This is a genomic window from Oceanobacter mangrovi (assembly GCF_019740315.1).
Lineage (GTDB): Bacteria > Pseudomonadota > Gammaproteobacteria > Pseudomonadales > Oceanobacteraceae > Oceanobacter > Oceanobacter mangrovi.
The window spans coordinates 272,496-291,883 of sequence record NZ_JAHXZR010000001.1 but is presented as its reverse complement, the minus strand read 5'-3'; the positions used below and the strand labels follow the sequence as shown (position 1 = coordinate 291,883).

16 protein-coding genes are annotated in these 19,388 nt (G+C 57.3%); 10 read left to right on the top strand and 6 right to left on the bottom strand.

Features of this window, described 5'->3' with window-relative positions; genetic code table 11:
* The first annotated feature begins 118 nt into the window (after window positions 1-118).
* Window positions 119-1,834 carry a choice-of-anchor I family protein gene (locus K6123_RS01300; RefSeq protein ID WP_221793340.1) on the top strand — a complete coding sequence of 572 codons (1,716 nt, stop codon included), beginning with the start codon at window positions 119-121 and terminating at the stop codon, window positions 1,832-1,834.
* 75 nt (window positions 1,835-1,909) lie between these two features.
* Here K6123_RS01300 and aroE read toward each other — a convergent pair whose 3' ends face one another.
* The 5 genes from aroE to K6123_RS01275 all read right to left on the bottom strand — a co-directional run bounded on the left by aroE (window position 1,910) and on the right by K6123_RS01275 (window position 6,673).
* Complete coding sequence (gene aroE / locus K6123_RS01295; protein WP_221794408.1) at window positions 1,910-2,737, bottom strand: shikimate dehydrogenase; 828 nt, start codon at window positions 2,735-2,737, stop codon at window positions 1,910-1,912.
* Window positions 2,738-2,775: 38 nt separating this feature from the next.
* Window positions 2,776-3,729 carry an oxygen-dependent coproporphyrinogen oxidase gene (gene hemF, locus K6123_RS01290; protein ID WP_221793338.1) on the bottom strand — a complete coding sequence of 318 codons (954 nt, stop codon included), beginning with the start codon at window positions 3,727-3,729 and terminating at the stop codon, window positions 2,776-2,778.
* A gap of 27 nt (window positions 3,730-3,756) precedes the next feature.
* Window positions 3,757-4,314 carry an L-threonylcarbamoyladenylate synthase type 1 TsaC gene (tsaC, locus tag K6123_RS01285; protein WP_343223942.1) on the bottom strand — a complete coding sequence of 186 codons (558 nt, stop codon included), beginning with the start codon at window positions 4,312-4,314 and terminating at the stop codon, window positions 3,757-3,759.
* A gap of 140 nt (window positions 4,315-4,454) precedes the next feature.
* Entirely contained in the window at window positions 4,455-5,534 is a 1,080-nt protein-coding gene (gene dprA / locus K6123_RS01280) for a DNA-processing protein DprA (RefSeq protein ID WP_221793336.1), read from the bottom strand.
* 83 nt (window positions 5,535-5,617) lie between these two features.
* A complete protein-coding gene (locus K6123_RS01275) occupies window positions 5,618-6,673 on the bottom strand; it encodes a LysM peptidoglycan-binding domain-containing protein (protein ID WP_221793334.1) in 1,056 nt (351 codons plus the stop codon).
* A 153-nt stretch (window positions 6,674-6,826) separates the two neighbouring features.
* Here K6123_RS01275 and def point away from each other — a divergent pair, with 153 nt between their 5' ends.
* The 5 genes from def to K6123_RS01250 are packed head-to-tail and all read left to right on the top strand — an operon-like array spanning window position 6,827 to window position 12,598.
* On the top strand, window positions 6,827-7,348 hold the full coding sequence (gene def, locus K6123_RS01270) for a peptide deformylase (protein ID WP_221793332.1): 522 nt from the start codon (window positions 6,827-6,829) through the stop codon (window positions 7,346-7,348).
* Window positions 7,348-8,298, top strand: coding sequence for a methionyl-tRNA formyltransferase (fmt, locus tag K6123_RS01265; protein WP_221793330.1), 951 nt, complete (start codon window positions 7,348-7,350; stop codon window positions 8,296-8,298). Before def ends, fmt begins: the two co-directional genes overlap by 1 nt.
* Window positions 8,295-9,752 carry a 16S rRNA (cytosine(967)-C(5))-methyltransferase RsmB gene (gene rsmB, locus K6123_RS01260; protein ID WP_246624555.1) on the top strand — a complete coding sequence of 486 codons (1,458 nt, stop codon included), beginning with the start codon at window positions 8,295-8,297 and terminating at the stop codon, window positions 9,750-9,752. The genes fmt and rsmB overlap by 4 nt, the downstream gene beginning before the upstream one ends.
* The gene (trkA, locus tag K6123_RS01255; protein WP_221793328.1) at window positions 9,749-11,122 is read left to right on the top strand and encodes a Trk system potassium transporter TrkA; all 1,374 of its coding nucleotides are present in this window, start codon (window positions 9,749-9,751) and stop codon (window positions 11,120-11,122) included. Before rsmB ends, trkA begins: the two co-directional genes overlap by 4 nt.
* Window positions 11,123-11,149: 27 nt before the next feature.
* Window positions 11,150-12,598 (top strand): TrkH family potassium uptake protein, encoded by a 1,449-nt coding sequence (locus K6123_RS01250; protein ID WP_221793326.1) that lies wholly within the window; start codon window positions 11,150-11,152, stop codon window positions 12,596-12,598.
* Between the two features lie 40 nt (window positions 12,599-12,638).
* Here the strand turns inward: K6123_RS01250 and K6123_RS01245 are convergent, their stop codons facing one another.
* Window positions 12,639-13,544, bottom strand: a complete 906-nt coding sequence (locus K6123_RS01245) for a lysophospholipid acyltransferase family protein (protein WP_221793323.1) — start codon at window positions 13,542-13,544, stop codon at window positions 12,639-12,641.
* Window positions 13,545-13,664: 120 nt separating this feature from the next.
* Between K6123_RS01245 and K6123_RS01240 the strand changes: the two genes are divergently transcribed.
* The 4 genes from K6123_RS01240 to glyS all read left to right on the top strand — a co-directional run bounded on the left by K6123_RS01240 (window position 13,665) and on the right by glyS (window position 19,369).
* Window positions 13,665-15,311: a response regulator gene (locus K6123_RS01240; RefSeq protein ID WP_221793322.1), complete on the top strand. Its 1,647-nt coding sequence runs from the start codon at window positions 13,665-13,667 to the stop codon at window positions 15,309-15,311.
* Entirely contained in the window at window positions 15,308-15,949 is a 642-nt protein-coding gene (locus K6123_RS01235) for a sensor histidine kinase (RefSeq protein WP_221793320.1), read from the top strand. The genes K6123_RS01240 and K6123_RS01235 overlap by 4 nt, the downstream gene beginning before the upstream one ends.
* 340 nt (window positions 15,950-16,289) lie before the next feature.
* Window positions 16,290-17,291, top strand: a complete 1,002-nt coding sequence (gene glyQ, locus K6123_RS01230) for a glycine--tRNA ligase subunit alpha (protein WP_343223941.1) — start codon at window positions 16,290-16,292, stop codon at window positions 17,289-17,291.
* Window positions 17,291-19,369, top strand: a complete 2,079-nt coding sequence (gene glyS / locus K6123_RS01225; protein ID WP_221793318.1) for a glycine--tRNA ligase subunit beta — start codon at window positions 17,291-17,293, stop codon at window positions 19,367-19,369. The genes glyQ and glyS overlap by 1 nt, the downstream gene beginning before the upstream one ends.
* The last annotated feature ends 19 nt before the right edge of the window (window positions 19,370-19,388 follow it).

The window sequence follows — 19,388 nt, the reverse complement described above, 5'->3', positions numbered from 1 at the left end:
TCTTTTGCAACATCGACCAATCGTCATCCAGCCGTCATCAATGAGTCAAACCCAAGTCACAGAACGGTCATAAGCTCACTTATCAGAAAAAATTCCAATACCTGATAAAGGATGAATCATGACCCTCGAAATGATGAAAAAAACCGCACTTGCGGTTGCGATGGCTTCTCTGCTGGCGGCCTGTGGCGCTGATGGTAAAGATGGCAAAGACGGTACCGATGGCGTTGACGGCGACACAGGCTCTCAAGGCACGACTGGCGAAACAGGCGCGACTGGTGAGACCGGCGCAGCTGGCTTCAGCGCCCAGCTGACTCAGGTGGGTCGTTATGAATCCGGTATTTTTGCCGACGGTGGTGCCGAAATTGTTGCCTTCGACAGCAGCACTAACAAGCTGTTCGTAGTGAACTCAGGCGCGTCCACAGTGGATGTACTGGACCTGTCAGACCCAAGTTCACCAACCCTGCTGAGCACAATTTCAGCCGCTGACGCCGGTGTCGCTGACTTCACCGTTGGCAGCGCCAACAGTGTGGCAGTCAAAAACGGTATTCTGGCTGTCGCTGTTGAAGCGGACCCCAAGCAGGATAACGGCCGTGCCTACTTCTACGACTCAGACACCCTGGCCTTTATCGCTTCCTACGAAGTCGGTGCACTGCCAGACATGATCACCTTCACCCCGGATGGCAACACCGTGCTGGTCGCCAACGAAGGTGAACCCAGCGACGATTACACCAACGACCCTGAAGGTTCGATCGCCGTGATCGATGTTTCCGGCGGCGCAGCTGCAGCCTCTGTCAGCATTGCTGACTTTACCGCCTTCAACGCCAGCGAAGCCGACCTGAAAGACGACGGCGTGCGTATCTTTGGCCCTGGCGCGACTGTCGCTATGGATCTGGAACCGGAGTACATCGCAGTTTCTGCAGACAGCGCGACGGCCTGGGTGTCGCTGCAGGAAAACAATGCCTTCGCCATCGTCGACATCGCTGCTGCGACCGTTACCGACATCGTCGCGCTGGGCTACAAGGACCACAGCCAGCAAGGCAATGGCCTCGACGCCAACAAGGAAGACAAGGTTGCGGATATCGAGACCCAGCCAATCTATGGCATGTACATGCCGGATTCTGTTGCCACCTATACCTTCAACGGCAACACCTATGTGGTATCCGCCAACGAAGGTGATGCCCGTGACTACGACGGTTTCTCTGAAGAATCTGATCTTGCTGACCTGACGCTGGATACCACCGCCTTCACCAGCGATCAGATCGCCTTCCTGCAAGACAGCGATGCCGGTTTGGGTGGTCTGACAGTGTCTGCCGTTGATGGCGATACCGATGGCGACGATGCATTCGAAGAAATCTACGCCTACGGCGGCCGTTCATTCGCCATCTGGAATGCCGCCGGTGAGCTGGTATTCGATTCCGGCGACCAGATCGAACAGATCATCGCCGATACCACGCCGTTCTACTTCAACGTTTCCAACGACAACAACAAGATCGACAACCGGTCTGACAACAAGGGCCCGGAACCAGAAGGTCTGGCGATTGGTACCGTCAACGGCAAGACTTATGCGTTTGTTGGCCTCGAGCGTCAGGGTGGCATCATGGTGTTCAACATCACCAACCCATACGCACCACAGTTCGTGTCCTATGAACAGAACCGTGATTTCTCGGTGGATATTGGTGATATCGAAGACGGTATTCTGGCCGCTGGCGCGGCTGGTGATCTGGCACCAGAAGGACTGACCTTTGTCAGCGCCGAAGACAGCCCAAGCGGCAATGCGCTGCTGATTGTGGGTAACGAAGTATCCGGCACCACCACAGTGTACGAATTCAAATAATTCGTGCGGCGCCAGCTTGCTGGCGCATAAAAAAACCGGCTGCAAAGCCGGTTTTTTTGTTTATTCAGACGGTAATCAGCAGCGCCGGCGGTCGTTGCGCAACATGGCAATCACGCCGCTGACATCCGGCCGCTTGCCGCGCCAGAGGTAGAAGGATTCTGCCGCCTGGCCGACCAGCATGCCGAGGCCATCAATGGTACGGGCGACACCACGGTCAGCCGCCCAACGGTTAAAAACCGTCAGGTCGTTGCCGTACATCATGTCGTAGGTGACGGTTTCCGCAGTGATCAGCTCGTCTTTTAACGGTGGCAATTCACCACCGAGACTGGCCGAGGTGCCATTGATGATGAGATCAAATGTACCCTGCAGGTCTGCAAAGGTACTGGCGCTGATATTGCCCAGATCACTGAAATCCTCCGCCAGCTGTTCGGCCTTGCTGACGGTGCGGTTGGCGATCACCAGCTCGGCTGGCTGTTCCTCCATCAAGGGCTGCAACACGCCACGCACGGCACCACCGGCACCCAGCACCAGAATGCGGCGACCTTGCAGCACCACACTGTGGCGTTTGAGATCGGCCACCAACCCGGCACCGTCGGTGTTGTCGCCCAGCAACGTACCATCTTCAAGCTTTTTGAGGGTGTTCACTGCCCCTGCCCGTTTGGCCCGTTCAGTGTGGCTGTCAGCCAGTTGCCAGGCCTGTTCCTTGAACGGTACGGTCACATTCATGCCCTGACCAGCACCATGGCTGAAAAACATCCGCGCTTCACGCTCAAAACCATCAAGCGGAAACAGCAAGGCGGTGTAGAGAATGTCTTCACCGGTCTCAGTGGCAAAGCTGGTATGAATCTGTGGCGACTTACTGTGACCAATGGGGTTACCGACGACAGCATAACGGTCAGTCATTTCTTCTTCTCCTTGCCGGATCTCGCTGCTGGTCAGCATCAGACCCACTCTTTATGCGGCAGAAAATCCGTGTACAAGCGTGCTTCCGGAGAACCTGGCTCGGGCTGCCAGTTGTAGTCCCAGTGCACCACTGGCGGCATCGACATCAGAATCGATTCTGTGCGACCGCCGGTCTGCAAGCCAAAGATGGTGCCACGGTCGAACACCAGGTTGAATTCCACATAACGGCCGCGGCGATAACACTGGAACTTGCGCTCCCGTTCGCCCCAGGTTTCGTGCTTGCGACGGGCCAGAATCGGTACATAGGCGTCGATATAGCCGTTGCCCACCGCCTGCATAAAGGCAAAGCTCTTGTCGAAGTCCAGCTCACCGTCCCAACGATTGAGATCGTCAAAGAACAGCCCGCCAACACCGCGGCATTCGTCGCGGTGCTTGAGGTAGAAGTATTCGTCACACCAGTGCTTGTATTTGGCAAACACACCGTCGCCAAAAGGCTCGCAGAGGTTTTTGGCAGTCTGGTGCCAATGGATCACGTCGGCTTCGTAGGGGTAGAACGGTGTCAGGTCAAAACCACCTCCAAACCACCAGACCGGCTCTTCGCCTTCCTTTTCCGCCACAAACAGCCGTACGTTGGCATGGGAGGTCGGCACATAGGGGTTCTGCGGGTGAATCACCAGCGACACGCCCAGTGCCTGAAAACTGCGCCCCGCCAGTTCTGGCCGACTGGCCGTTGCTGACGCCGGTAACTGTTCGCCCCGGACATGGGAAAAGTTGACGCCGCCCTTTTCAATTACGGCGCCGTCGGCAATCACCCGGGTACGACCACCGCCCAATAGCTGCAGCTGGCCTTCAGACTGGTCACGCTCCCAGCTCTCTTCGACAAACACGGCCTGGCCATCTTCGGCTTCAATAGCCGCACAGATACGATCTTGCAGGTCGAGCAGAAACGCCTTGACGGCAGCAACATCACAACCCTGATTGGATGCAGTCATAGTGGGGTCCTGTGGTGAGCACTGGGATTAACGCAAGCGAGCGCCGTCCAGTGTACGAATTTCAGAAGGCTGGGAACGGCCACCCAACTGGCCTGGCAGAATGTAGTCCAGCTGTTCGCCAAAGTACTGTCGCACCCGCAGCGGGGTGCGGGCGGGTTCGGCACCGGCCGGGTTGGCTGACGTCGAAACAATCGGGCCAACCTGCAAACACAGCTCACGCACCAGCGGATGATCCGGAATCCGCACCGCCAGGCTGGTGTGCTCGCCTCGCAGCAAGGGGCTGACACTGCTTCTGCACGGCAATACCCAGGAAACCGGGCCAGGCCAGCTGTCCTGTACCTGACGTTCGTCTTCGGCTTCCAGTGGCAGCAACCAGTCACCCAGCTGGGACAGCGAAGCCGCCACCACCACCAGACCTTTTTGCCACGGCCGCTGTTTTAGCGTCAGTACCTGCTCCAGCGCCATTTCATCATAGGGCAGGCAGCCCAAACCCCAGACCGCCTCGGTCGGATAGGCAATAACGCCTCCCTGTAAAAGCGCCTGACGAGCTTGCTGGATATGCCACGAACTGATGTAACTGGACACGGAAGGAGTTCCCAAATGGAGTTAAACGAGAATGCTGTACTTTATCGCCCAAACCGCCAGAAGTCAGCCCTGCTCTGCCGGCAGCATCGATTGGCGATGAAGATGGCGTGGATATTCCACGGTTCAACTACCTCAGTCGTCTACTTGAGTCGTCGATAGCCACCCGGCTCCTGCCGCAGCCAACCGTCCAGCTCCAGTTCCAGCAAGTTGACCATTAATTCCGACACCGGCCGAGCCGTACGAATCGCCAGTACATCCAGGCTGGTAACCGAGCCGTAATCCAGCTGGCTAACCAGATCCGGGGTGGCTTGTGGTGCTGTCGAGGTGGAAGCTGGTGTCTGCTGCAACTGCAACAGCCCCAGTTCCTCAATCACATCGGCCGCATGGCGCACCAACAAGGCGCCGTCCCGAATCAACTGGTGACAGCCTTGTGCCAATGGATTGTTGACCGCACCAGGCACGGCCATCACGTCACGACCCTGTTCGGCCGCCAGCCGGGCGGTGATCAGTGAGCCACTTTTGAGTGCTGCTTCAACGACTACCACAGCCTGCACCAGGCCACTGACAATACGATTACGACCGGGGAAAAACGACGGTAGTGGCAAAGTGCCGGGCGGCAGTTCAGAGAGAATCAGCCCGTGCTGCTGAATCTGCTCATACATCTGTTTGTGGCGCTTGGGATAAACCACATCAGCACCACAACCCAGTACCGCGATGGTACTGCCACCGGCTTCGAGCGCGCCTTCATGTGCCGCAGCATCAATACCCAGCGCCATACCACTGACCACACAAATACCCGCGCGCGCCAGCTGATAGGCACACTGGCGGGCCCAGTCACGGCCGTAAGGAGTCGGGTTACGACTGCCAACAATCGCCACCATTGGCTGGTCGAGACAAGCCGTATTGCCCTTCGCGAATAACCACAGCGGTGCGTCCGCCAGGCTCGCCAAAGCTTCGGGATAGTCTCCCTGCTGCCACAACAACAATTGCTGGCCAGCCGTTTGCGGCCATTGCTGTAGCTGCTCGAAGTCTTTGGTCAGAGGTTGCTGTTGCCAGGCCTGTACTGCTGCGGCAGACAATCCATGGGAAACCAGTTGGTCAGCCGACAATTGGGCCAGTGGGGCCATGCCGCCAAGGGCATCGCGCAAATGATAAAGGGTGGTTTGCCCCACCCCACGTACCTGGTGCAGACGCCACCAGGCGGCAAGCAGCTCATCCATGAGCAAGATCCTTGTCAGATCGGATTCGTCCTGAACCCGTTAATAATCAATTAATCAGTTCAACTGCCAATCAAACAGGCCTATCAGGGATTGGCAAAACGGTCGCCAACGCGCATTGGACGAGTGGCTTTCATTACCAGCGCGTAGGACAGTTTTTCAAAGGTACGGAACACCATCATGGTACCGGCACGTTCTTCCGGCAGCTGGACTTTTTCATCCGCTACCCGGTCCAGCACAATCGCACCAGCCTTGTTGATCACCAGTACGTCACCCGGCTCCAAATAGTCACGTTCGCCGCGGTTCAGTACCACTACGTCGAACTGGCCAATCTGGGTCACACCACCGGAGACTGCCATAATCTGGCCACTGACGTTACGCTTCGGCGATTTCGGGAAGAACTGGGTCATCAGTTCACGATCTTCCGTTGGCAGCAGTAAATCACCAATGGAAACCTGCTGGGAAGTACGATCCAGGTCGATAGTGGCAATGTCGTTGTTGCGGGCACGTACTCGTGCCAGACCCACATCAATAGCTTCCAGACCCAGCACTTCACCCGTCACCGGGTCGGTATAGACCTGGCTGCGACGGAAAATGCCGTAAGCATCGGCAGTATGCTCCGAGAGATCGCCGCGGGCATATACCGTGTTACCAGCGCCCATCACCAGATGTTCATCAGCACCAGCGATAATGTGCGGCGCTTTATCCAGCAGCTCTGCGTCAACAATCCGGTGTTCGGTCAAATAACCACGAATGGCACTGACCGGAATCGCCGGAATCGCTGCTTCGATCGACTCAATCCGCGCTGTTGGTTGTAATTTGACCGTTCCCGGGCTTAGCTTGACAGTGCGGCTGGCGTCGCCACGGGAGATCACACCCACGCGGGTTTCACCGTCTACGTTGATCAGACCAATCACGTCGCCAGGGAAAATAAGATGAGGGTTATTGATCTGGGTGTTCTGATACCAGATTTCTGGCCACTGCCAAGGGTCGTTGGTGAACTTGGCCGAGATGTCCCAAAGGGTATCTCCCTTCACTATAACGTACTGCTTTGGCGCATCCGGTAGCAGCTGCAGGGCTGAAGCACTGATGGAAAATCCAATCAGACCAATAGCCAGCAAGCGCATGATGGTTTTGCTCATCCTCTATTCCCTTTATCATTCCGTACTGAAATAAACTGAAATCACCGGGTTGGTGGCATGGCGTGCTGACGCATTGGCAAATTTGAGCCATTGCTTGCAAGCTGCCCAAGTGTAACAAGCCATCAGCACCAAGTTCTATAAGTACCGAGAGCTATGGCATTACTCCCAATTCTTGAATATCCGGATCCACGACTGCGCACTGTAGCGAAACCTGTCGCTCAGGTTGATGATCGAATTCGCAAGATCGTCAGTGATATGTTCGAAACCATGTACGATGCACCTGGAATTGGCCTTGCGGCGACCCAGGTCAATGTCCATGAGCGAATTATCACCATCGACGTCAGCGAAGACAAAAGCGAGCCGCTGGTGTTTATCAATCCTGAGATCACCGTTCTTGACGGTGATCTCGAGACCATGAAAGAAGGCTGTTTGTCGGTGCCCGGCTTCTACGAAGAAGTCAGCCGTATCGAACATTGCCTGGTGAAAGCCACCGACAAGGACGGCCAGCTGTTCGAACTGGAATGCACCGGCCTGCTGGCGGTCTGCATCCAGCACGAAGTCGATCACCTCGACGGCAAGCTGATGGTCGATTACATCTCGCCCTTCAAGCGTAACCGCATCAAGGACAAACTGGAGAAGAAACACAAGGCTGACGCGCGCCGGAGCGGTCGCTGATGGCCCTGAATATCATCTTCGCCGGTACGCCGGACTTCGCGGCTGCTCATTTGCAGGCGCTGATCGACAGTGAACACAACGTCATTGCGGTCTACACCCAGCCGGATCGCCCGGCTGGCCGTGGCAAAAAGCTGCAGCCGAGCCCGGTCAAACAACTGGCGTTGCAACACCAGCTGCCGGTGTATCAGCCACTCAATTTCAAACAGTCTGACGATGTTGAGCAGCTGCAGGCGCTCAACGCCGACCTGATGATTGTGGTGGCCTACGGCCTGATTCTGCCGAAAGTGATCCTGGATGCACCCAAATCCGGTTGCCTCAACGTTCATGCCTCGCTGCTGCCTCGCTGGCGTGGTGCTGCGCCGATCCAGCGCTGTATCGAAGCCGGTGACAAGGTCACCGGTATCACCATCATGCAGATGGACGTCGGCCTCGACACCGGCGACATGCTGCACAAGATCACCACTGGCATTCTGGCTGATGACACCGGCGGCAGTCTGCACGACCGTCTCGCGGAAATGGGCCCACCGGCACTGTTACAGGCACTCGAACAACTGCAGGCGGGTGAACTCAAGCCGGAAGTGCAAAACGACGCACTGGCCAACTACGCTCACAAGCTCAGCAAGGACGAAGCCCTGATCGACTGGAGCGCGGATGCCGACGAGCTGGCGCTGCGGGTACGGGCGTTCAATCCCTTCCCGATGGCCTACACCCTGCTCGGTAACGAGCGTATCAAGGTGCTGCAGGCCGAAGCCTTGCCACAAACCCTGCGCCAGCAGCCCGGCACCATTGCTGCCGTTAGCCGTGATGGTATTGATGTGGTTTGCCAGCAAGGTCTGTTACGGCTGCAACGCATCCAGCTGGCCGGTAAAAAGCCGATGGCCGTGGCTGACGTCATTAATGGCCAGCCGAATCTCTTTCAACCTAACTACGTACTGGCCAGCCAACCTTGACAGCTTCCAATCCTCCTTCGAACAGCCATTCTGCCAACCCGGCCAACAGCTCAGCCGCTGCAGCCAGCAGTCCATGGGCCAAAGCCAAACGGCTGACGTCATCAGATGCCCGGGCGCTGGCCGCCATTGGTCTGCAACGGGTGGTCGAAGGAGCCTCGCTGAACACCATTCTGCCGGACCTGGAAGCCCAGGTCGGCGACGATGACCGCGCTTTCCTGCGCGACCTGCTGCAAGGCAGCTGTCGTTATTACCAGCGCCTCAATGCCATCGCCAAAATGCTGTTGAACAACTCCTTCAACAACGACCAGGCGATTCTGCATCAGTTGTTGATCGTTGGCCTGTATCAGCTGGATATCCAGCAGAAAGCCGAACACGCGGCCGTTCACGCCACCGTGGAAGCCGTCTCCGAACTGGGTCACGACCAGGCTCGTGGTGTCATGAACGCCTGTCTGCGGCGCTTCCTGCGCGAACGCGACCAGCTGCTGCCACCACTGGCGGATAACCCGGTCACCGCCACCAGCCACCCGAAATGGCTGGTGAAGCTGCTGAGCAAGGGCTGGCCACAGCAATGGCAACAGATTCTTGCCAACAACAACGAATTACCGCCGCTGTGCCTGCGGGTCAACCAGCGTCATGGCAGCCGTGAGGCGTATCTCGAACGGCTGCAACAAGCCGGTATCGAAGCCCGTCCAGCGCCGTTCAGTCGCCATGGTATCTACCTTGCCGAACGCTGCGACATCACCCGGCTGCCCGGCTTTGCTGACGGTGACTTCAGCGTCCAGGACGAAGCCGCCCAGCTCGCTGCCGAACTGCTGGCACCGCAACACGGCGAACGCATTCTCGATGCTTGCGCCGCGCCCGGCGGCAAAAGCTGTCACCTGCTGGAACTGGCCGACATCGAACTGACCGCTGTCGATCTTGAAGCCAGCCGGATGCAGCGGGTCGAACAGAACCTGCAGCGATTACAACTGAACGCCCGGCTGATCAGTGCTGACGTGATTGATTACCAAAGCTGGTGGGACGACCAACCGTACGATGCCATTCTGCTCGACGCGCCCTGCTCCGCGACCGGCGTGATTCGTCGCCATCCAGACATCAAACTGCTGCGCCGCCGTGAAGACATCGAGCAGCTGGCCGATGTGCAGGCACGGATTCTGGAAGCCTGCTGGAACATGCTGAAACCCGGCGGGCGGCTGTTGTACGCCACCTGTTCGGTACTGCCGCAGGAAAACAGTCAGCAAATCGAGGCATTTGTTGATGCCCATGCCAAACTGGCAAACGATATCGCGCTTTTGTCACTGGACAAGCCGTGGGGAAGCGCCTGTAATGCCGGTCGACAACTATTCCCGACGCCCGCAGGTACTGACGGCTTCTATTTTGCGCTGCTACAAAAGTCAGATTCTGCCGGCGTCAGCGCTGCAAGCCTGCCTGATGGAGACGCTGAGCAAGCATGAAAATCATTATTCTGGGTGCGGGCCAGGTGGGTGGAACCCTGGCGGAAAACCTCGCGGTCGAACAGAACGACATCACCGTTGTTGATACCGACCAGGTGCGGCTGCGCGAGCTGCAGGATCGTATTGATATCAAAACCGTCGCGGGTCATGGCTCGTTTCCCCACGTATTGCGGGAAGCCGGTGCCGACGATGCCGACATGCTGGTGGCCGTCACCAACTCCGACGAAACCAATATGGTGGCCTGTCAGGTGGCCTATTCGTTGTTCCGTACGCCGACCAAGATCAGCCGCATTCGCTCCAGCGCCTATCTGAAACAGAAAGACCTGTTTCGGATCGATGCCTTTCCAATCGACGTACTGATTTCCCCGGAACAGGTCGTCACCACTTACATCCGCCGACTGCTGGAATACCCAGGCGCCCTGCAGGTGCTCGACTTCGCTGACGAACGGGTGCAGCTGGTGGCAGTAAAAGCCTATTACGGCGGCCCACTGGTGGGCCAGGCAATCAACCAGCTGAAGAGTCACCTGCCGGATGTCGATACCCGGGTGGCGGCAGTGTTCCGCCGCAACAAGGCGATCGAGCCCACCGGTGACACCATTATCGAAGCCGATGACGAAGTCTTCTTCGTGGCTGCCAAGGCCCACATCAAGAAGGTGATGGCCGAGCTGCGGCGCGAGGAAGATTCCTACAAACGCATCTTTATTGCTGGCGGCGGCAATATTGGCTACCGCCTCGCCAAGGCACTGGAAAACGATTACCACATCAAGATTCTTGAGCGTGATCGCCAGCGTGCCCGTTACCTCAGCGAAAACCTCGACCACGCCGTGGTGCTGCTGGGCACAGCGACCGACAAGGCGTTGCAGGAAGAAGAAAACATCGAAAACACCGACGTTTTCTGCGCCCTCACCAACGATGACGAAGTCAACATCATGTCGTCGCTGCTGGCCAAGCGTTCCGGTGCCCGCAAGGTGATGACCCTGATCAACAAGGCCGCCTACGTCGATCTGGTGCAGGGTGGCGCGATTGATATTGCGATCTCTCCCCAGACAGCCACCATCGGCAGCCTGCTGACCCACGTCCGCCGCGGTGACGTGGTAAACGTCCACTCACTGCGTCGTGGTGCCGCCGAAGCCATTGAAGCGGTGGCCCACGGTGACGCCATTTCTTCCAAGGTAGTGGGTCGTGCCATCAAGGACATCCAGCTGCCGCCGGGAACCACCATTGGTGCCATCGTCCGTGGTGACGAGGTCATCATGGCGACCGGCGAGGTGGTGGTGGAATCCGACGACCACGTGATCCTGTTCGTGATGGACAAACGTCACATCGCCGATGTCGAGAAACTGTTCCAGGTTGGTCTGGGATTCTTCTGAGGCAAGCGACGGGAGATTTTTGCCGCTATGCACCTTACGGTTATTGCCCGCGTTCTGGGCATATTCCTGATGCTGTTCAGCCTCACCATGTTGCCGCCCATGCTGGTGTCGATGTGGTTCAACGACGGCGCGCTGATGGCCTTCACCAGTGCCCTCGGCATCACCTTTGCGGTGGGCTTTTTCTGCTGGCTGCCCGTCCGCGATGCCCGCCATGACCTGCGTACCCGCGACGGTTTTGTGATTACCGTGCTGTTCTGGATGGTACTGGCGCTGTCGGGCTCGATTCCCTTTATGCTGTCCGAAGCCCCGGGGCTGAGTTTTACCGACGCCTTTTTCGAATCGCTGTCGGGCTGGACAACCACCGGTGCCACTATCATGACCGGCCTCGACGCCCTGCCCGAAAGCATTCTCTGGTATCGCCAGCAGCTGCAATGGCTCGGTGGTATGGGGATTATCGTGCTGGCAGTGGCGATTTTGCCGATGCTCGGTATTGGTGGCATGCAGCTGTTCCGTGCTGAAACGCCGGGGCCGCTGAAAGATTCCAAGCTGACGCCGCGCATTACCGAAACCGCCAAGGCGCTGTGGTACATCTACCTCAGTCTCACCATCGCCTGCGCCTTTGCCTACTGGCTGGCTGGCATGAATGCCTTCGACGCCATTGGCCACAGCTTTGCCACCGTCGCCATCGGCGGTTTCTCGACTCACGATGCCTCCATCGGCTATTTCGACAGCGCCGCTATCGAAATGATTGCGGTGGTGTTTATGCTGATTTCGTCGCTCAACTTTGCGCTGCACTTTTCTGCCTGGCGCTACCATTCGCTGGTGCATTACCTGCGCGATTCCGAGCTGAAATTCTTTTTCACCGTGATGGCCGGCGGCATTCTGCTGACGATTCCGGCGCTCTGGCTGACCGACACCTACGAACTGCCGAAGGCCATTCGTTACGGCATTTTCGAAACCGTATCTGTGGCAACCACCACCGGCTTTGGCACCGCCGATTTCTCGGTGTGGCCGATTTTCCTGCCGGTGCTGCTGTTTATGATGGCCTTTATCGGCGGCTGTGCCGGTTCCACCGGCGGTGGTATGAAAGTGATCCGGGTGCTGCTGATCTTCAAACAGGGTTCCCGTGAGATCAAACGGCTGATCCACCCCAATGCGGTGATTCCGGTCAAGCTCGGTCGCTCACCGGTGGCGGAACGGGTACTGGAAGCGGTGTGGGGCTTTTTTGCCCTTTATGTTGTCACCTATATGGTGATGATGATTGCGCTGCTGGCCACCGGTCTCGACCACGTTACTGCCTTCTCGGCAGTCGGTGCCTGCCTCAATAACCTTGGCCCGGGGCTGGGTGAAGTAGCCACTCACTACGGCGATATCAGTGATGCCGCCAAGTGGATCTGCTCGCTCACCATGCTGCTTGGCCGACTGGAAATTTTCACCCTGCTGGTACTGGTCAGCCCGGCCTTCTGGCGCGGCTGATTGTTCTGCTTGCCTCACTGGCAAACGCCCTGACCACTGATCAGGGCACCTTTGCTGCCTTGTAAGGATTCCGCATACCTTCAGGCTGCCGCTTGAAACGCTTGTAGGTCCACTGATACTGCGCTGGGGCTGCAGCTACCACGGCTTCAACCGAACGATTCAAGGCGGCACAGGCGGTTACAGCATCATCGCTGTAGATGGCTTCATCCGGCTGCATAAAATACAGATCAAAACCATCAGCATCAGGCCGCCGCACCGTGTAGGCAAACAGCGCCAGCGCCTTGGTGCGCTGCAACAGTTCAAACGGCATTCGTGGTGTTAATGTCGGCACTCCCAGAAACGGCGCAAACACGCCACTGCGCAGCTCGGGTTCCTGATCTGGCAGAAAGCCGGCCACGCCGCCATTCTGCAGGGTCTTGAACAAGGCCCGCACGCCGGTTGGTGTGGTTGGTACCAGAATCGCACCAGACGACTCACGGCGATTGCGCATCCACTGGTCAAACACCGGGTTCTTGGCCGGTTTGAACATCACCGTCAGCTTCAGAACGTCGCTGAGGTAATAGTTGATCAGTTCCCAGTTGCCCTGATGCGGAGCCATCATCAACAGGCCACGGCCGCTGGCGAGGGCTTCATCCAGCAGCTCGCGGTTATGCACCTGCTTGATGTATCGCAAGGCAGCCTGCTGGCCTTTACCCCAGAAACCGCCCATTTCGGCGCCGCTCATGCCATTGTGCAGCAGGGTTTCACGCAGCATGTTTTCGCGTTCGGACTCACTCAGCTGCGGGTAGGTCATGGCAAGGTTTACCCGCGCCACTTCACGTGCCCGGGTACGACTGGCGTATAGCCGCCGGCCCACCAGCTTGCCAATCGCCTGGGCCGCTTGCAGAGGTAACAATCCCAGCAAACGAATCAGAAATATGGTCAGGTATCCGCTAATCTTTTCCACACCATGCTCTCAGTGATCAGCCTATCTATCGGCCGCAGTGTAAGCCCTGAAAAACTGCTGACAAGCTTTGCCTTGGCAGAGCTCTGCTACACTCTGTTCTGAAGATTCGACAGGTGAACCATGAACAAACCCAGCGATCAGCTCAGCAGCAAGCAAATTCTTGTCATTGATGACATGGTTGAGTCCCGCGGCTCACTCAAGCGGATGCTGCTGCAGCTGGGTGCTGAAAAGATCGATACCGCGGTGGAGGGCGACGAGGCGATCGCCAAAATCCAGCAACGCGAGTACGACCTGATCGTTTCCGACTACAACCTTGGCCGCGGCAAGGACGGCCAACAGATTCTCGAAGAAGCCCGTTACAGCGGCAGCTTCAAGGCGACCTCGATCTTTGTGATGGTGACCGGTGAAAATGCCGCCGACATGGTGATGGGCGCACTGGAATACGAACCGGACGCCTACCTGACCAAACCCATCACCCCGCAAATGCTGGCGCAACGACTGAAGCGCATCATGCAAGGTAAATATCACCTGTGGGACATGCTGCAGATGATCGACGCCAGGAAATACCAGCGGGCGGTAGAGATCGCCAACCAGCTGATGGAGCGACACCCCAACCAGATTGCACCAATAGCGCGGCAAATTGGCCCGGTGTACATGCATCTGGGTGAATACAACAACGCAATCCGGGTTTATTCCAGCGTGCTGAACGAACACTACCGTTCCTGGGCCCGTCTCGGTCAGGCGATTTGCATGCACAAGCTCGGCGATTCTCTGGGCGCCTTGTCCCTGTTAAAAGACACCCTCAAGCGGCAGCCCAGATACGTTCAGTGTTACGACTGGATGGCGCGTATCTATCTGACTCTTGGTGACAAGGAATACGCCCAGCAGCTGCTGCGCAAGGCCGCCAGCATTTCCCCCAAAGCTGTATTACGCCAGCGCGAACTGGCTGAGCTGGCGCAGCAGAACGGCAACTGGCTGATCGCTGCCAATGCCTATGAACAAGCCATCCGGCTCGGCCGTCACTCCTGCTACAAAAGCGTCGATGTTTATCTGAAACTGGCTGACTGCGTACAACCGCTACTGGAACAGGATCTCGCCACCAACCGCCGGCTGGGACAGAAAGCCCAGCGGGCGCTGGCCGAATTACAAACGGACTTCAACAACCAGTTCGCGATACAATATGCCGGTTACCTGGCCGAAGCCCGGATCAACTACATCATGGGGCTACCGGACAAGGCCCGCCACTCGCTGGCGATGGCCGAAGCCATGTTCCATGAGATGGAAGCACCACAAGCAGACGATGCCCTGTCGCTGACGTCGACCCTGATCAAGTGCGGCGAACACGTCAAGGCCAACGAAGTGCTGCGCAATATGGAAGGCATGGAGCTGACCCCGGCCCAGCGCGCCAGTCTGGAAAAACAGATGCAACGGCTGGATGAAGCATCAATCAAACAAAACAGCGACCGCGTCAATGCAGAAGGTATCAGCTTCTACGAAGATGGAGACTTCCGCGCGGCCATGAAAGCCTTTGATGAAGCCGTCAACTATCCGGATGCCGGTATCAGCGTGCTGTTGAACTCGATCCAGGTACGGGTCAGCCTGATCAAACAGGGCGATTGCACTGCCGAAGAGAGCCAGCAACTGATCCGTGAATGTCGGCCGCTGTTTCAGCGGATTGGCTCTGTAGAAGAAAGCGATGGCCGCTTTGAACGTTATCAACGCCTGAAAATCAACTTCACCCGCTTGCTCCAGGAGCTGGCTACATGAAATTTGACTACATGGTCGGTGCAGTCATCCACGACCTCAAAAACCAGCTGCAAACCCTGCTGGCCTGTGAACAGGAAGCCATCAGCCAGATTCCGGCGCGCTATCACCATTTGCTCAAGCCGGTGCTGCAGAACACCAACCGGCTGCAAAACGATACCCTGCAGATGATGACGCTGTTCCGGATGGAAAAAGAACGTGATTTTCCGCTCGACGACGCCTGGCCCCACGATACCGTGCTGGATGCCATCAGCTCGATTCAGCTGCAATTCCCCAACATCAAGTTCACCAACGATATTCCGGAAGACCTGCAAGGCTTCTACAGTGACGATCTGGTCCACATGGCACTCATCACCCTGATGACCAACAGCGCCCAGGCCGGGGCCACCAGCTTGCAAGCCACCGCCGCCATCGACAACGGCTGGCTGATTTTCCGTATTCAGGACAACGGCCACGGTTTTGACCAGAGCGTACTGAACGGAGAAACCATCACCACCAAAACCGGTGGCAGCGGCCTCGGCCTGTATCTGGTTGGTGAAATCGCCCGTCATCACAAGTTTGGTGAGCAAATTGGCAAGATCAGCTGCAGCAACCTGCCCAAAGGCGGCGCCGAAGTCGCTATCTACCTGCCGTATTACTAGCCTCTACAGTGTTATGTTGTAGGTCAGCTGTGTAGGCTGGGCCGAGCCCAACAGTTGCTGGGCACGGCCCAGCCTACGCCCGGTCTGAAATTCGTAGGTCAGATAAAGACGCGCAGCGGCTGCCATCTGACAATGCCGCTCTGGCAGTGCCGTGGATGGCACTCGGCGCGCTCGATTATCCGACCTACAGAAATTCGCTGCTCCTGCAGGTTGGACCACGCCCAACTGCGCCAGCAAGCAATCGCAACGGAGCAAACCAATTGCCTCTGTGATCGTGATATATCGCTGCTATAATCCCCGCCTTTGTTTTTTCAGATACATCTCCCCAGGGGTAGAAGCTGTGAGCCAGAGTCGCCATAACGTCAAAACCTTTCAGGGCATGATTGCGGCCCTGCAAGAGTACTGGTCCGATCAGGGCTGCGTGATTAACCAACCGCTCGACCTCGAAGTCGGTGCCGGTACTTTCCATGTTCACACTTTCCTGCGTGCCGTTGGCCCGGAAACCTGGAACTCCGCCTACGTCCAGCCAAGCCGTCGTCCAACCGATGGTCGTTACGGCGAAAACCCCAACCGTCTGCAGCACTACTACCAGTTTCAGGTGGTGATGAAGCCAAACCCGGCCAACTTCCAGGATCTCTACCTGGGCTCTCTGGCAGCACTGGGCGTCGACACACTGGTACACGACGTTCGCTTCGTTGAAGACAACTGGGAATCGCCAACCCTGGGCGCCTGGGGTCTGGGCTGGGAAGTGTGGCTGAACGGTATGGAAGTCACCCAGTTCACCTACTTCCAGCAAGCCGGTGGTCTTGAGTGTTACCCGGTAACCGGTGAGATTACCTATGGTCTTGAGCGTATCGCCATGTACCTGCAGGAAGTCGATTCCGTTTACGACCTGGTCTGGACCTACGGCCCGGATGGCAAGGCCGTAACCTACGGCGACGTGTTCCACCAGAACGAAGTGGAACAGTCGACCTACAACTTCGAATACGCTGACGTCGACTTCCTGTTCCAGGCCTTCGACCAGTACGAAAAAGACTGTAACCGTCTGATCGCTGCCAACCTGCCGTTGCCAGCCTACGAACAGACCCTCAAAGCGTCCCACACTTTCAACCTGCTGGATGCCCGTGGCGCGATCTCCGTGACCGAGCGTCAGGGATATATTCTGCGCGTCCGTACCCTCGCCCGTGCCGTGGCGCACAGCTACTACGACAGCCGTGCTGAAAAAGGCTTCCCGCTGGCAGAAGAAACCATTCGTGAAGAAGTGCTGGCGAAATGGACCGCTGCCAAACAGAAAGAAGCTGAAAAAGCAGCCCAGCAAGCCGCGAAAGAGGAGAGCAAGTAATGGCGACGCAAGATTTTCTGGTTGAACTGGGTACCGAAGAACTGCCACCGATGGCGCTCAAGAGCCTGTCGGAAGCCTTTGCCAGCGGTATTGTTGACGGTCTGAAAGACGCTGGCCTAGCCGCTGACAGCGTTGCAATTTTTGCCGCGCCACGCCGTATGGCCGTGCGCATTGCGGCACTGGCTGACAAGCAGGACGATCAACAGGAAACCCTGTTTGGCCCACCCGCCAAAATCGCCTACGACGCCGACGGCAACCTCACCAAAGCGGCCATCGGTTTTGCTGAACGCGCCGGTGCCAGCGCTGCTGAGCTGCAGGAAGCCCCCGAGTCCGAAGGCAAAAACGCGGGCAAGCTGATGATCCAGCGGACGATTAAGGGCAAGGCCACCGTTGAGCTGCTGCCAGCCATCGTCCAGGCCAGCCTCGACAAGCTGCCAATTCCAAAGCGTATGCGTTGGGGTGCTTCACGGGTTGAATTCGTGCGTCCGGCACAATGGCTGGTGATGCTGTTTGGTCACGACGTCATCGACGCCAACATCCTCGGCATTCAGTCTGGCCACACCTCCCGTGGTCACCGCTTCCATGCCCCACACGAAGTGGCGATCAATACACCCGCCGAATACGAAGAAGCCCTGCGTGGTGCCTTTGTCATGGCGAGCTTTGCCGAGCGTTCCGAACTGATCGCTGCGCAGGTCAAGGCCGAAGGTGAAAAACTCGGTGGCGAAGCCGTGATCAGCGACGATCTGCTCGAAGAAGTGACCGCGCTGAACGAATGGCCAGTGGCGCTAGCGGGTTCGTTTGAAGAAGAATTCCTCACCGTGCCAGCGGAAGCACTGGTGTCTTCCATGAAAGAGCACCAGAAATACTTCCACGTGATGAAAGACGGCAAGCTGCTGAACAACTTCATCACCGTGGCCAACATCGAATCGAAAGACCCGTCGCAGGTGATTGCCGGAAACGAGAAGGTGATTCGTCCACGTCTGGCCGACGCCAAGTTCTTCTGGGATACCGACCGCAAGCAAACGCTGGAAAGCCGTTTCGCCAAGCTCGAAAACGTAGTGTGGGTCAACCAGCTCGGCTCAATCGCCGACAAGGCGCGCCGTATTTCTGCCCTGGGTCAGAAAATCGCTGCCGCCATGGGGGCCGATACCGCGCTGGTTGAGCGTGCTGCCAAACTCTGCAAAAACGACCTGGTTTCCAACATGGTGTTTGAATTTACCGACCTGCAAGGTCTGGCCGGTAAGTACTACGCTGAACACGACGGTGAAAATGCTGAAGTGGCGGAAGCCATCATCGAACAGTACATGCCAGCCTTCGCCGGTGACGCCCTGCCAGCCAGCAATACAGGTACCGCCATTGCACTGGCCGACCGTCTCGACTCACTGGCCGGTCTGTTTGGTATTGGCCAACTGCCAACCGGTTCCAAAGACCCGTATGCGCTGCGTCGTGCCTCACTGGGCGTGCTGCGTATTCTGGTTGAGAAGAAGATTGATATTGATCTGACAGAACTGCTGGGCTGGGCGCTGGACAACAACTGGGCAGTCGAACTGCAAGCCGACACCAAAGCGACCCTGACCGAATACATGCTGGATCGTTTTGCGGCCTGGTACGCCGACGAAAATATCCCCGCCGAAGTGTTCCAGTCCGTTCGCGCACTGGGCATCACCAAGCCACTGGATATCGACCGTCGCGTCAAGGCCGTACACGCCTTCTACCAACTTGAATCGGCCCAGGCACTGGCGGCCGCCAACAAGCGGGTTTCCAACATCCTCGCCAAAAACGACGGCGACAAGGTGACTGCTGCGGTTGACGCCGCGCTGCTGCAACAGGCCGAAGAACAGGCCTTGTTCGAAGAAATGACCGGCCTCGCCGACCTGACGTCACCACTGCTGCTGCGTGGCGATTATCAAGGTGCCCTCAACGCGCTGTCACAGCTGCGCAACGTGGTTGACGAATTCTTCGACAACGTGATGGTTATGGCCGACGACGAAGCCGTAAAAAACAACCGTCTGGCGCTGCTGAAGCAACTGCGCGGTATGTTTGTGGGTATCGCCGATATCGGTTTGCTGCAGGGGTAATTAGCCCTCCGCAAGCCAC

Bases quoted from the DNA above. Each gene is read 5' to 3' on its own strand.
- K6123_RS01300 (WP_221793340.1), top strand. From the start codon at position 119: ATGACCCTCGAAATGATGAAAAAAACCGCACTTGCGGTTGCGATGGCT.
- aroE (WP_221794408.1), bottom strand. From the start codon at position 2,737: ATGACTGACCGTTATGCTGTCGTCGGTAACCCCATTGGTCACAGTAAG.
- hemF (WP_221793338.1), bottom strand. From the start codon at position 3,729: ATGACTGCATCCAATCAGGGTTGTGATGTTGCTGCCGTCAAGGCGTTT.
- dprA (WP_221793336.1), bottom strand. From the start codon at position 5,534: ATGGATGAGCTGCTTGCCGCCTGGTGGCGTCTGCACCAGGTACGTGGG.
- K6123_RS01275 (WP_221793334.1), bottom strand. From the start codon at position 6,673: ATGAGCAAAACCATCATGCGCTTGCTGGCTATTGGTCTGATTGGATTT.
- def (WP_221793332.1), top strand. From the start codon at position 6,827: ATGGCATTACTCCCAATTCTTGAATATCCGGATCCACGACTGCGCACT.
- fmt (WP_221793330.1), top strand. From the start codon at position 7,348: ATGGCCCTGAATATCATCTTCGCCGGTACGCCGGACTTCGCGGCTGCT.
- trkA (WP_221793328.1), top strand. From the start codon at position 9,749: ATGAAAATCATTATTCTGGGTGCGGGCCAGGTGGGTGGAACCCTGGCG.
- K6123_RS01250 (WP_221793326.1), top strand. From the start codon at position 11,150: ATGCACCTTACGGTTATTGCCCGCGTTCTGGGCATATTCCTGATGCTG.
- K6123_RS01240 (WP_221793322.1), top strand. From the start codon at position 13,665: ATGAACAAACCCAGCGATCAGCTCAGCAGCAAGCAAATTCTTGTCATT.
- K6123_RS01235 (WP_221793320.1), top strand. From the start codon at position 15,308: ATGAAATTTGACTACATGGTCGGTGCAGTCATCCACGACCTCAAAAAC.
- glyS (WP_221793318.1), top strand. From the start codon at position 17,291: ATGGCGACGCAAGATTTTCTGGTTGAACTGGGTACCGAAGAACTGCCA.